The sequence below is a fragment of the Legionella sp. 39-23 genome (genome assembly GCF_001897665.1).
GTDB classification, from domain to species: domain Bacteria; phylum Pseudomonadota; class Gammaproteobacteria; order Legionellales; family Legionellaceae; genus Legionella; species Legionella steelei.
On record NZ_MKTO01000040.1, the window covers coordinates 63,228 to 76,210 of the forward strand.

Genomic DNA, 12,983 nt, shown 5'->3' on the forward strand with positions numbered 1-12,983 from the left:
ATATGACAATGGCGTGTATGATTGGTGGAGAGGTGATGACTGCGGGCCCAATTGATATATGTAAAATGCCTCCTCGGGGTGTTCCTAATCCTTTTATGAATATCGGCACTTGGCTCATGTGTGTTGATTTTGTACCCATGGTATTAATTAATTCATCACCAAGTTGTAATACAGGAACCATTATTCCCGAATCAAATGGGGATCAAGCAGGGACTATGGGGGGCGTGATTTCGGGAACCTTCATGCTTTTAGTTACGCCTTTAACTGGTGCTTTTAATGTACTTATAGATGGCTTACCCGCAAATAACTTGGGAATGACAGTCACTTTATCAAATGATACAAACACCATGGGAATCTATTCAGTGCCTTCACAAACAGACGTTATTGCGCTTTAAAGTTTGCTGTTTTGGTATGAGAGTGGCCTGGTTGCTTGCAACCAGGCTACCGCTATTTTACAAGCGATGTTGAATTTGTTCATAAACAGATGCTTCTATCCCAACATGGAAAAAACCATCAAAAGCATGTAAGGGGACGTCCATTACTTGTGCAAACGTATGATAGATGGTGTTGCTGTTGACGGTTGCAGATAAGGGAATTGTGAAGCCACAGAACGGATAATTAAGATCCAAATCGTTAATTGCTTCCACTGCTTTTATGGCGCGTAACCAATGTTGCATACAATCCTCTTTTTGATACACCGTGAAATAGGCATGAATAGGGAGCGCAAAAGTAGCTAACGGTAAATCATATTGATTGGCAAACAGAGGATCATACGCAATACAGTATGCCTTTAAACTATGATCCCTACTGTAGCCAATAGGGACTATATGTCCATTGCTTCTTGAGGTAGCAAGTCCGTGCAATTGCGCAATGACTGTATTTCGTTCCAGTTCTCTTAAAATCCAAAAGTCATGCACAAAACGATCAAAATAAGGGATTGGTAAACGAAACATAGCGGCTTGAATGCAATATTCTGTCATAACCATCTCCAGTTAACTCCATCTCCATCCATGTTGAGCTTCTCAATTTCTCATTGTTTGCATGTCCTAGTATCTTGAGTATAGGACTCTATTTGCTATTTGGTGGCGATCTATTATGTTAACAGCCATGTCATAAATACTAATTATTTGTGTGCTAAAATTAATCTAAGTGGTTAATTTTGGTGAAGCCATCATGAGTGATACTCTTTCTACGCTTGCAGATGAGAAGGGAATAGACAGAAAACGTCTTGAAGGTGCCATAAAACAAATTCTAAAACAAATTATCGACTTAGAAGATGAACAGATTGAAAAAAATCAATGGTTTAAAAAGCTAAATGATGCCAATCTAGCCTGTACACAAGAACAATCTATTTTAGAACTTCTTACCGATGATGATTTATTAGAGATTATTGATGCATTTCAAAAAATACAGAATGTAGTTTCTAAAAAAATAGCAGCACTGGAAAAGGATGGAGGAGAACTGAGTCGATTAAAAGAGCAAAGTGTTAATATGGGAAACACAATAAATGCTAGGAACAAAGAAATACTTCGTAAGCAGGCGGAGTTAGATCAATTAAATAAAAATCCCCTTCCTCCTGCACCAGGGTTTTGGACCAATTTTATGGCTTCTATAGGAGATATGGAACCAGGCTTAGCTAAAAGTTTTCTCTTACTTTTTGTATCCGAGAAAAATGTTCAGGCCTCACAAATAATACGCAATAGCCATGCAGAACCAGCGAGGGAACGTCAGGGATTGGCCGAGACAATCAGTTCGCTAGAATCAGAAAAAGCAAAGCTAGAAAAAAGTTTATCTTCGACAGACGCAGACATTCATCAAAATGAAAAAAATCTCGGTGAATTAAAAGAGCATCTGAATATTTTCGATGTCAATGTTCCAATATTAGTCGAGAGTGCCGCATCTTTGGTATCCACGGAAAAACAACAGCAGGCAGCAGAGGCTGCAGCTACTGATCGTGCTATAGATGAGCTGGATTTTGACTCGATTGCAAGGCAGCCCTTCGGTTAAAATACTGCTCCTATTTTCAAAACCAATTAATAACCACCCCATGCGCCTGCACCCGCAGGTAGCCTGGCTGCTTGCAAGCAGGATTTACTAGCATGAACCCTTGAGCCCCGAGCTGCAGGCAGCCAGGCTAAAGTAATGACTAAAGCGCTAGAACTTGTTTAGCTCAAGAAAAAAATAACTATTTGTTAATTTTTTGTACTATATATTAAATAGGTAGGTTTATTTTTTGGAGCTGTAATGGCATCTGATAGAAAGAAACTAGAACAGATTTTTAAACTGATTGCTGATGATCCTATGGAAGCAATAAAACAAATTCAGACTTTAGATGCTGAGGATTTAGAAAATGCTTCCTTAGGCTATTTAAAAGATGAGCAATTGTTTGACAAGGCAATCAGAGCACAACAGTTAGATGTTGCAAATGCAATTATTGAGCGATATGGAGAAGTACACAAGAAAGAAGATTTAAAACACTATTTAGGAAAACAACAATTAAAACCATTGGCTATAGATTATCAGGAGGGTCAAAACACCTACGTTTATGATATGAATATGGTTCGATGTATGAGTTTAACGGCTTTTAGATTTTATAAAGATTTAGTAAGTGAGCAAAAGGACGAATATTTAAAATCAATTCAAGCAGAAACAAAACAATTGCGTATCCTAGGTGTGGAAGAGCTTCTGAAAGTAACGCACAATCCAGCAAAACAAGAACTTTCAAAGGCACTTAAATCGTATAAAGAGGGTAAATCTTTTGCGGATGTGGAACTCAATAAAGCGATAACGAAGGCCTTTAGTTCATTAGATAGAGATGGGAAAGCCAAAGAATCAATTTCATATCAACAAGCACATGCAGCTTTAGCTACAGCAATAAATCTTGATAATGCATGTTCTCAATTCAGAAGCCAAAGTCGTTTTGCTCATTCCTCTTTAGATAGTTTTAAAAGTAATATAAGCGGAATTTTAAACCATTCTTCTAATAATATTTTAAAAGAAAATCGCAGTTTTGCCGACAAAATGGCATCTATAGGTAATGTTGTGGCCCGATATACAGGGATAGGCTATGTTGTGGCAGCTGTTCAGGGAAAATTCCAAGATTTTCATGATTTTAAGTGGACATTATTTAACGAGAAAACAAAATTTGAAACACAGCAGGAAAATATAGGGTCGCAGATTACTCCCAAAGCAGGTGGGTAACAAAAGCCAATGCACCATGCAAAAGTAGCCTGGTTGCTTGCAACCAGGATTTTCTGACTACCCAGATGAGATCCTGCTGCGAGTCGCCAGACTAGAGTCATTCGATTTTCTATCTTTATGTCAGGACAACATTGATTTCAGAAATCCCAGGGTATCAATAATCAATCTTTTTGTGTTAAAATGGATCACTTTAGTTGGTGTTTTTAGGTTCCCAATGAGTCATACTATCTCTATTCTTCATAATTATAATCAAAAAACACATGCGAGCATGCTCGAGGCGATAAGCAATATTCTAAGATTAGAGGAGGAAGCGATTGCTAGTCAGTGTAAGGATGCTTTTGCAAGATTAAGTAAGGCTGAAAAACAAGCGCAACACGGTGCTAAATACAGTGATGAAGACTATTGTATTTTAGATGTGCTTACCGATGAAGATTTGATAGCTATTATCTATGAATTTAAAAAAGCGCTGCTCAATGTTTCTGAAACAATAGAGGCAATGGCGCGGGCAAAAAGAGAAATGGTTACTCTAGCCGGTAAAATAACTGCTAAGGCTCAAGAAATACTTGATAAACAAGATAAGCTCAATGAATTAAATAAAAATCCCCTGCGCTCTGAACCAGGATTTTGGATCACTTTTATCGCGGATGCAAACCCTGGTTTTGTAAAAAGTTTAATCATCCATTTTTTATCTGACCTAACAGAAATCCGCACCGCACAAACAATTTGTGCGCGTCATGCAGAACGTAATCAATTAATGAGCGCAGTTGCTGCACTAGAAGCAGAAAATACAACGCTAAAAGATGATTTATCTTTGGCAAAAACCAACATGCAGCAACGAGAAGATGAGGTAGGCAATCCCGAAAAATTAAAAGCGCATAAGAACATTTTGGAAGCTAATGTTGCAACATTAGAACGGGATGCTAAGTCTTTAATGGCTACATTTGGGCAACAAGGACCGGTAGCTCAAGCGGTGGTGGCACAGAAGCAGGATAACGACGAGGGATTAAACCCCGGGATCCGGGGTTTTTCTACCAACGCGCTCATTTAAGCGCAAACATCAGCGCAAAACATGCGTGCCAATTAAATCAGCAGGTGTGGCGCGGATATTTTGCTGTCTTTTCGTTTTAAAAAGCCCATGTTTTTGTAATGAGACCCCAGCTTCGTTGTTTTGACGCGACACAACTTCAGGTTCAATTTCTTGGTTGTTATCAAGGGTTAAGCGCTTATCAGTTTCTACTTGATTATCTACAGGTGAATCGCTCGTAATGCCTACATCGATTTCTGAGTCATTATCAAGTTCTAAAACGCTACCGAGTTCTGAATCATTATCAGTCGCTGGACTATCGAATTCAGCGTCTGTTTTTTTCTGAATTGCTTTGCCGTGCAGTCGCTCACTTAAGTAGTCAGCAACGTCAGTTTGGCCGCTTGCAACTGCTTTTTTAATCGCGACTCTTAGCGATTTTTTTTCTAGTGTATTGATTGGCAGTTCACATAAATAGCGAACAATTTCTGGCTTATTATTTTTTACTGCCGCGATTAATGCCTTCCCAACAACTTGTTGCTTGAGCACATCCATTTCATACGTACCTACATATTCAATGATATTCAGCCTTCCCACTCTAGCTGCAAGGAGAAATCCATCTCTTATCATCGTCAATCTACCTGGAAGATTCTGGGGTATGTGACATAGGGCAATAAATGTTTCTAACTGGTTATTTTTAACAGTCTCTTGTACTGCATGAATTATACTGTGTTTAGACGGTTTATTTTGGGTGCTCATGGAGCAAAAAAATTCTATTGGTGCTTGCTTTCCTGATTTTGCTGCAGCTATAAGTCCTTGATTTACTGAATTTTGGTTGGGAGCGTTAATTGATGAATTACATAAATAGCTAATGATGTCCATATGCTCATTGATACTCGCCTGTGCTAATGCTTCCCCAAGAATATCTGGAGGTAGTTTTACAGGTAACTTATGTAGGCATCGAACCAGAGGTAAATGCCCATCTTCACAGGCTTTTACAAAAACTCGCTGAATGAGCGACGCTCGCGGTGGATTCGTTGCATGGTACAGTTTGCTGATTGCTTCCAGTTGCAGCGTATTTACTGCTTGGTGAAATGCTTTTTCAATTGCGGCAATTGAGGGGGGATGCTGTTCTGAATGAGCCATGAATAGCGCGATATCCCAATGTCCTAGTGCAACCGCTGTATGAAACTGTTTATTAATCTCTGATTGACGCGGCATATTCTCCGCAGAATTATAAAAAAACTGAATAATGTGCAGCTGATTGTTAGTAATGGCCTCATTAAGAATTTTAAGCAGTTCAGTTGAGGATGGGGCATAATCATAAGTCTTTAAAAGATATTTTATAATGTGTAGTTGACCTTGCCCAGCTGCGAGAAAAATGATTTTTACGAGACCATCAGAGCTTAGCTGTACTTTGTTATGTCGACAAAGATAATCTACTGCAGGCCATTGATTTGCTTTTGTCGCTGCTCTTATTGCTTTGCTCCATGCTTCTGGGGCAATTTGCTCTGCCAACAGAGTAATTAAGCCAAGATTGCCATGTTGTGCGGCTTTAATAAAAATTGTTTTGCCTTCATATTCTTTTTCTGCCCAATTAAGTCGTTGTACTGGAGCATCTTCTAATCGTTGAATGATCTGTTTTCTGATGGGACCATTGTCGATGACTGCAAGAATTTCAAGCAACACGCGTTCGTATTCACTGACTTCATCGGTAACTACAGGAGGCAACGATAGCGCCTCGATAAAAGTATTTAAATCAAAATGTACTCCATGACAACGGAACGCAATTTCAGCTGTTTTTGCTCGTAGTGCATATTTATTATCGAGAAGGAACTTTGCTTGCGGCTTGATTAAATCAAATACCGCAAGTTTTCTTGTTGTATCAAGCCAAGTATCTTCGATAAGATGATGGTTGTGGCTACTCAACGCCGGTTCACTGGTTTGCTCAATAATGCACTGATTAAGCTGTTGCTTGGCTTGTTCACTTTTCCGCTTAATGATTGTCTCGCAATCAGGATATTTTCTTAACTGACGTACCAATTTGTCATCGTCTAGCAGCATGGGATGAAGCGCGAGGTTATCAAGAATTGCCTCAAATACGAGTTGGGTCAGAGGACTGTTTTTCTTCGATAGCATCGAGAATAATGCCATCAATTGGAAAATAATATCGGGCTCAGCAGTATGTCCCACCGTAATGTGTTGAATAAAGTGAGCGACATTCTCTTCATTGATATGCTCAAAAAGATTCGGTTTATAAGGTAATAGATAAAATACAGCGCCCTCATTATGAGCTAGAAGTTGTTGGGCGGTATCATCCTTGATTAAATGAGCCAGATATTCTAAAGCTCTAGGGGACGTCTCTCGCGCAATAACATTAATAATGGTAGATAAGCCCTGCACAATCGTTGGTGGTTGATTTAAGGTATGGCCTAGTATGTGCAACCATGGTGCATTTTTTTCTTCTACTGCAGTGATTGCTGCGATGAGAAATTGTTGGCCAAAGAGTTGGTGTAAGGCCAAAAAATTGCTTGGCGTTAAAGAAAATTGTAAGGGATTTACTGTTCGCGCGATATTCTCTAATTCGCCTTTGCTCAGAGTTCCATCGAGCGCATATTGCCGAAATGCTTCTTCATCACTACTTATTTGTTGTGCGGTGTCTATGAGTTGCTTCGCTTCAGGAAAGCAGTTAAGCAGAGCATATAAGCGAAACACTTCATTGTCTTCTGAGTACAAAGTAAATAGATGGTATTTCAGGAAATCATGCAGCAAGTACGTGTGGAGAATATGTTGCTCACTGACGTTGCGTCGCACAAGCCAGAGGATTAGTGCAGCAAACAACTCGGTATCGCCAATCCATTCTCTACATAAGCCAATGACTCCTAGGGGATTTTTTTGTGCAGAGAGTTGTTCGCTTAAATGGCTTAAATGGTGTTCGACGCGTTTCCTTTCTTCATCGCGTTTTTGTATCTCCAGCTCAAGCGCAACTTGTTTCTGAATTTCAGGATGATTTTTAAATAAGGCTTCATTGTCTTGATATAAAGAAAGTGCTTTATTTTTATCTACCTGCAATAAAGCAAAAAATAGTTCATTCCATTTGCTGCCTAAATACGGTACCTCTTGTTGCGATTTAGATAACAAGTATTGAAATGTAATTAAAAATAAAGAGCCGTCCACACCTTCAGCCAATTGTAGCTGGCAAAACTCAAGATAATTCATAAACACATTATGCTGGTCTAATTCGTTTATGAAATGTTCTGTCTCTTGGCCACTTAATTTGGCAAGACGGATCTTTGCCACAAGCTTTCGGTTTGTAATCTTTGCCTGCTCTTGTTCTGTTTGGAGTAGATCTCTGGATAGGGGAGGATTGGAACTTGGAAGTGCTTCTTTATTGACGTGAAGCCAGTGAAATAGCTCACTAATGATCATCTTTTGGCTCTTAAGGGTAAAGTTGACATAAGATGTACTATAAATGATCTTGAGTCAAGGTGTTATTTGAACTCTAAGCCCTTAATTTGAGCCAAAAGTCTGTTAAATCGCAGTAATCTCCAAAAATAGACGATTTGATCTTGAAAGTGTCTAATGGTTTTTTAATTGGACTAACCGCTCATCCGTTCTGAAGAGCCCATTCTCCCCCGTGGGGAGAAGGGGGTTTCTGATTGGTTGAGCACAATGGACTGCCTTTCCCATTTGTGTGAGAGGGCAGGGGTGATAGCCCATTTGCTAAATCACGGATAGATTGTCGCAATGAGGAATTTCTACTCAATAGAATATCTAAATAAGAAGTTCAAAAAAATTGATGTGAAGACGAATCTAGGATAAAAAAATTAAGCCTGATCAATCAACATAATCAGACCTATTTGCAGAATAAGACGAGGAGAGTAACCACATCCTTGTGGTATAGCGTCTTCCATGATGCTATAAATTCCCTTTAAGACATCCACTGTCATTCCTCGTTGAATTAAGCATAGCAAAATGTTCTAAATAATCATCGCTTTTTTATCTCATATTCATGTAAGAAATGTCTCAAACTTAAAGTATAATGACGTAATAGAATAAAAATTGTCCAAATACATACAATTCCCACATTCTGCGCCCTTAATATTAACTGCAACAAAACATAGGCTGCGTTGAGACGAAAAATCACCGTTCATAAAATCCTTAGCAATTATCAAGTTGAGGTAAGCATATGAGAAGCTTAACTCCATTGCTCAATCGCCGCGAACGGCACAAATATTTTCAGACTTCCCCAGGAATTACTCCAGAAAATATCACCATCAGTTCCATCGCCATCAGAGTATCCCCATACCCACAAATTATACAAACGATCACTTGTTGCTTGAAAAAAAAGTGTACTTTGCCCAACGGGGAATAATTCGTCATTGTCTGAGTTTGAGTGATCTTCAGACCAACCTGTGCCGTCACTCCATAGTTGAAACCGTGGGTCTTGTTCGATGCGAACATCATTGCCACTAAAATCAAAACTAATGACTCGAATTGCAAGATAACCATCACTATGTGCTGTCGGTCCTAAGTTGGACCAATCGTGCCATGCAAAACTGTATTTTATAAACGGCGAAAAACGAACCCAGGTGCTCTCTGCAATAGGTCTAAAAAATATGCCTATACCCGAAGCTCCTAATGCAGAACCACCACTAAAAACGCTATAGTCTGCTATAAAGCGTCCATCTGTTTTAGATGCCTCTGCTTGACCTCCGGTATTATCATGAACTAAAGAATCAAATGTCCAATCAAAATCATAAGGAGGAGCAGTCACAATGAGCAATGACCCGCTTTTTATTTTGGGTTTTATCTTCGGATAGGTTGGTAGCGCCAATTTAGTCTTTGAGTGTTCGGATAATCTTCGTAATTCTCTAAGGCTTTTTTGTGCGTCTTTATCTTCATAAATGAGCTTTGCTAAGGGATTAAAAACGGAGGTATAGTGCTTTAATTTTTCTGTATTAATCGATTCACGCAGGTCGAGTTTCTTTTGGAGTTCTTGCTCAATATAATCCATTCCTTTTGCAGCAATACTTTGTGAAAAGGGTTTGCCATTTATAGCAATAATGCGTTGGCGTACTTCATCATGATTTCTATCGTCCATGGCTACTCTCCTTGAACTGGTAAACTCCTTCCCTAGGAGTTAAATTTTCTCCTCTTTTTTTGTAAAAAAATCAATCAATTTGTATAATATTTGCGGTTAAGTATAGCATATTTTTGCATTAACGGCTGAGTCTACGGTCTTAAGTTCTGTTCCATTTTTTTCAATTCTGATTGATCTAGAGGAAAATCAACAGTCCAAGGTTTTATTGGCTTTGGCAAGGTGGTTTCTGTACAGTAAGCCTCTAATGTTTCAGCTGAAACATGGTCGATGCCGAATTCATCAGCAAGTATTTGATAACCCTCTTCAAAACTGGCTAATGTTTTTTGGGTATTCTCATCACCTTCACTTTTTGAAAACTTCAATTGTTTTGATTGGACATCCCAGGCCAATGATTTACGGCCATGTTCGGTAATGCTCCCAATGACAACTTTAGAATCGCGTATGCCAATTAGCTCTGGATAGCGCTCTAGTTTGAGTAAATTCATTGCGGCCTTTTCTTTGCTTATGGCTTGCAAATCGGTCTGCGCTAAGCGCAGCCATCCCTGCCGTGTTTTTTTCTCTAGAACATAAGTATTATCAACAGAATAAAACTTGAATACATCTCCATTTTGCGTAATTGGCTCATCTTTACCTGTAATCAGTATTGGAAAGCGAGGGGCAGAGGAGCCGAGTCCAGGATCTAAGAAAAAATGTTTCTCATCAATTTGCACTTTTAATACGAGATGCGATGGAGGTAGCTTTAGTATTTCGGATGAATTGACTGTAGCACCCATCAAAACGCGTGCAGCACAGAATGAAACGGTATATCCCATTTGTGTTAATGCATCTGCTAATAAGGCGGCTGTTTGAAAGCAATATCCACCCTGTTCTGCAGTAAGTAAATTCTTATAGCTAAAGAAAGATAGTGAGTTTCTTTGGACTGGGTGCTGCTTGGCAATTTTTCTTAATTCAAAATTTGAATATGGGAACGTCTGTACATGAGCAAAATAGAGGGTTTTTAAAAAATTGATTTTTTCATCACTTGAAGCATTGCCAGGTAAAGGTTCCATTTTTAACGTTTGCAGATAAGTCTTTAAGTTTATTTTCATAATAAAGATCCACCTCTATGGTTTTATACCTGACTTAATATGTATCTGTGTATTTCTTCCCAGTAGTTTAACAAAGTACAGTAAAGAAATCTTCGTCTTAAGAGTGTCCCTCATCGCTTCTAACCGTGAACATGCACTTCACGTACTAAAGCGAGCCATGCTTTCGCGGCCTCAGAAAGGTAGGAGTTCCTACGCCAAGTCATCGCCATATTCCATTGAAGCTTATCTTCTTTAAGTAAAAGAGAATGAATTTGCTTGTTTTGCCTTTGCATGGCGATCATTTGTGGCAAAAATGTAACACCAAGACCTGCTGAAACAAGCTCTAACATAAAATCAATTTGGCTGCTTTGAGCAACTATTTTAGGCTCAAAACCTGCTCGTTGGCACGCATCGATAATCATGCGATGTAAAGTAAAACCACTACCAAAAAGAATGAAAGGGATCTCTTTAAGTTCCAATAAGGAAATAGAGTGCTTTGTTGCTAATGAGTGATTAGACGCTAAAAGTGCAACCAAAGGTTCAGAGCGGATCGGTTGACAATCAAACTCTTCAGGAATAGGAAGTAAGGTTCCTGCGAAGTCTATATCACCTGCCCGCAAACATTCAGCAAGCTTGTCACTTCCATGTTCAATGAGTTCTACCTCGATACCTGGATAGAGCTGATTGTAACGCGCAAAAAGGGGGGCAAATAGAGTACTACTTCCTACAGGAGAAATACCTAGGCGTAATCGTCCTTGCTTTAAACCACGTATCTCATCAAGCTCTTTAAGAAGATCATCACGCTCAGCAAGTAGTTTAAGGCCTCGGTGATACACAATTTCACCTGCTTTCGTCGGTACATTGCGTTTCTTAAAGCGTTCAATGAGAGGAACACCCAATTCATCTTCAAGTTGTTTGATTGCTTTACTCACCGTAGACTGGGTCGCAAAAAGAATTTCTGCGGCTTTGGAAAAACTACCTTGACGTACGACTTCGATGAATGCGCGCAGCGGTTTAAATTCCATAAACTATTCCATAATAGAATGATTATAAGTCTATAAATTCATTTTATTCATAATAAATAAAGATGTACACTTTAATGAAAAAATAATGATCACAAAGATTTAATATATGTCATTAAAATTTCAGAAAAACCCATTATTCCAAGTTGGATTGGTTTGTTTATTTTGGTTAACAAGTGACCTTGTCGTGCACTTTGTCAAATTTCCTTTGCCTGGCGGCATTCTTGGCCTAGGGGTGGTATTACTTCTTTTAATGACCAAACGCATCCGATTAGACAGTATAAAACGGGGTACTGAATTACTCCTTGGAGATATGCTGTTGTTTTTTATTCCGGCAGTACTTGCCATACTCGAACATCATGAGTTTCTGAGTATCTTAGGTCTTAAAATTCTGTTCATTATTGTATTAAGCACGCTCTTGGTGATGTTGGTTACTGCGCTTGTTGTGGATTACTGTTATCGTTGGAGTTCGGAATATGTTAAGTCTCATGCTGGTTAAATCAGCAACACAAACAGTGTTTTGGTCCTTTATCACGATAGGTCTGTACTTTATTGTCAAACAGCTGCATCGTCGGTGGTCATTTTGGTGGCTTATGCCGCTTATTCTTACCCCTATCCTTGTTGCGGCCATGATTCATGTATTGCATGTCAGTTATCAGGATTATTTTCGCGGTACCAAATGGCTGGTCTTATTACTTGGGCCAGTGACTGTCGCTTTCGCAATTCCTATTTATGAACAGCGCGCGCTCATTCGTAAACATTGGTTGGTACTTTTAATTGGCGTATTTGCCGGAAGTTTCACTGCAATACTCTCAAGTTGGGTATTAGCTGTTCTTTTAGGTCTTGATGACAATTTACGCTTGAGCTTGTTGCCTCGCTCAATTAGCACCCCATTTGCCATGGAAGTTTCGCGTGCTATTGGCGGTACCCCAGATCTGACTGCCATTTTCGTTATTCTTACAGGGATATTGGGAGCCGTTATTGGAGAGCTAATACTCATGTACTTATCTTTTAATTCGTCTCTTGCTCGCGGTGCATTTTTAGGCGTTGGGGCTCATGCCGCAGGAACTGCTCAGGCTCGTAAAATAGGAAATACCGAAGGAACCATTGCGAGTTTGGCGATGATTTTAGTAGGCCTCCTCAATGTATTGCTTTTGCCGCTGATTAGTCATCTTTTGAGATAGACTGCCGTGTATATGTTAGTTAATTCATTGTTAACGCTAAATAAGCGAAGGCTGAGCTGTTAAGCCCAGCATGTAAAATGCCAATATACTTCGTTCCTAAAACCAATGGATAAGCACTTGTTAATTGGGCTTATATGCGGGCAATGATAGACATTGGAGAGTAAAAATTAACTTTGCAAATGCTGGGCTTAACAACCAGCCTACAGACGCGTCTGCCGCTGATTAACTATTTTCTGTAATAGGTGTTTACAGACCCTATAAAAATTTTTTGTTGTTAATCAATCCTTAAGCTTATTTGTTTTACACTGATAAAAAGCGAAAGAGGAGACTATCATGTCAAACAAAAAATTAACTGAACGTTTGCACTATGAGCTTGATGAGCTT

11 protein-coding genes are annotated in these 12,983 nt (G+C 39.2%); 6 read left to right on the forward strand and 5 right to left on the reverse strand.

What is annotated here, in order from left to right; genetic code table 11:
• Positions 1-2: 2 nt before the first annotated feature.
• Positions 3-395: a PAAR-like domain-containing protein gene (locus BGO44_RS15535; protein WP_273201306.1), complete on the forward strand. Its 393-nt coding sequence runs from the start codon at positions 3-5 to the stop codon at positions 393-395.
• Positions 396-452: 57 nt separating this feature from the next.
• Here the strand turns inward: BGO44_RS15535 and BGO44_RS15540 are convergent, their stop codons facing one another.
• Positions 453-980 (reverse strand): hypothetical protein, encoded by a 528-nt coding sequence (locus BGO44_RS15540; protein ID WP_273201308.1) that lies wholly within the window; start codon positions 978-980, stop codon positions 453-455.
• 193 nt (positions 981-1,173) lie between these two features.
• Between BGO44_RS15540 and BGO44_RS15545 the strand changes: the two genes are divergently transcribed.
• The 3 genes from BGO44_RS15545 (at position 1,174) to BGO44_RS15555 (ending at position 4,249) form a co-directional block, all read left to right on the forward strand.
• Positions 1,174-2,007, forward strand: a complete 834-nt coding sequence (locus BGO44_RS15545) for a hypothetical protein (protein ID WP_273201310.1) — start codon at positions 1,174-1,176, stop codon at positions 2,005-2,007.
• Between the two features lie 237 nt (positions 2,008-2,244).
• On the forward strand, positions 2,245-3,201 hold the full coding sequence (locus BGO44_RS15550; RefSeq protein ID WP_273201313.1) for a hypothetical protein: 957 nt from the start codon (positions 2,245-2,247) through the stop codon (positions 3,199-3,201).
• A gap of 214 nt (positions 3,202-3,415) precedes the next feature.
• Positions 3,416-4,249 (forward strand): hypothetical protein, encoded by an 834-nt coding sequence (locus BGO44_RS15555; RefSeq protein ID WP_273201315.1) that lies wholly within the window; start codon positions 3,416-3,418, stop codon positions 4,247-4,249.
• 9 nt (positions 4,250-4,258) lie between these two features.
• Here the strand turns inward: BGO44_RS15555 and BGO44_RS15560 are convergent, their stop codons facing one another.
• From BGO44_RS15560 to BGO44_RS15575, 4 genes are all read right to left on the reverse strand, one after another.
• Positions 4,259-7,651, reverse strand: coding sequence for an ankyrin repeat domain-containing protein (locus BGO44_RS15560; protein WP_273201317.1), 3,393 nt, complete (start codon positions 7,649-7,651; stop codon positions 4,259-4,261).
• 769 nt (positions 7,652-8,420) lie between these two features.
• Positions 8,421-9,326 carry a hypothetical protein gene (locus BGO44_RS15565; protein WP_058511100.1) on the reverse strand — a complete coding sequence of 302 codons (906 nt, stop codon included), beginning with the start codon at positions 9,324-9,326 and terminating at the stop codon, positions 8,421-8,423.
• A gap of 131 nt (positions 9,327-9,457) precedes the next feature.
• Complete coding sequence (locus tag BGO44_RS15570) at positions 9,458-10,414, reverse strand: arylamine N-acetyltransferase family protein (protein WP_273201319.1); 957 nt, start codon at positions 10,412-10,414, stop codon at positions 9,458-9,460.
• A 119-nt stretch (positions 10,415-10,533) separates the two neighbouring features.
• Complete coding sequence (locus BGO44_RS15575) at positions 10,534-11,418, reverse strand: LysR family transcriptional regulator (RefSeq protein ID WP_273201321.1); 885 nt, start codon at positions 11,416-11,418, stop codon at positions 10,534-10,536.
• 106 nt (positions 11,419-11,524) lie between these two features.
• Between BGO44_RS15575 and BGO44_RS15580 the strand changes: the two genes are divergently transcribed.
• Positions 11,525-11,914: a CidA/LrgA family protein gene (locus BGO44_RS15580; protein WP_058511097.1), complete on the forward strand. Its 390-nt coding sequence runs from the start codon at positions 11,525-11,527 to the stop codon at positions 11,912-11,914.
• The gene (locus BGO44_RS15585; protein WP_058511096.1) at positions 11,892-12,599 is read left to right on the forward strand and encodes an LrgB family protein; all 708 of its coding nucleotides are present in this window, start codon (positions 11,892-11,894) and stop codon (positions 12,597-12,599) included. Before BGO44_RS15580 ends, BGO44_RS15585 begins: the two co-directional genes overlap by 23 nt.
• The last annotated feature ends 384 nt before the right edge of the window (positions 12,600-12,983 follow it).

What these genes read in the sequence shown, in the direction of transcription:
- BGO44_RS15570 (WP_273201319.1), bottom strand. Translation starts at nt 10,414, where the DNA reads ATGAAAATAAACTTAAAGACTTATCTGCAAACGTTAAAAATGGAACCT.
- BGO44_RS15580 (WP_058511097.1), top strand. Translation starts at nt 11,525, where the DNA reads ATGTCATTAAAATTTCAGAAAAACCCATTATTCCAAGTTGGATTGGTT.
- BGO44_RS15565 (WP_058511100.1), bottom strand. Translation starts at nt 9,326, where the DNA reads ATGGACGATAGAAATCATGATGAAGTACGCCAACGCATTATTGCTATA.
- BGO44_RS15535 (WP_273201306.1), top strand. Translation starts at nt 3, where the DNA reads ATGACAATGGCGTGTATGATTGGTGGAGAGGTGATGACTGCGGGCCCA.
- BGO44_RS15555 (WP_273201315.1), top strand. Translation starts at nt 3,416, where the DNA reads ATGAGTCATACTATCTCTATTCTTCATAATTATAATCAAAAAACACAT.
- BGO44_RS15550 (WP_273201313.1), top strand. Translation starts at nt 2,245, where the DNA reads ATGGCATCTGATAGAAAGAAACTAGAACAGATTTTTAAACTGATTGCT.
- BGO44_RS15560 (WP_273201317.1), bottom strand. Translation starts at nt 7,651, where the DNA reads ATGATCATTAGTGAGCTATTTCACTGGCTTCACGTCAATAAAGAAGCA.
- BGO44_RS15545 (WP_273201310.1), top strand. Translation starts at nt 1,174, where the DNA reads ATGAGTGATACTCTTTCTACGCTTGCAGATGAGAAGGGAATAGACAGA.
- BGO44_RS15575 (WP_273201321.1), bottom strand. Translation starts at nt 11,418, where the DNA reads ATGGAATTTAAACCGCTGCGCGCATTCATCGAAGTCGTACGTCAAGGT.
- BGO44_RS15540 (WP_273201308.1), bottom strand. Translation starts at nt 980, where the DNA reads ATGACAGAATATTGCATTCAAGCCGCTATGTTTCGTTTACCAATCCCT.
- BGO44_RS15585 (WP_058511096.1), top strand. Translation starts at nt 11,892, where the DNA reads ATGTTAAGTCTCATGCTGGTTAAATCAGCAACACAAACAGTGTTTTGG.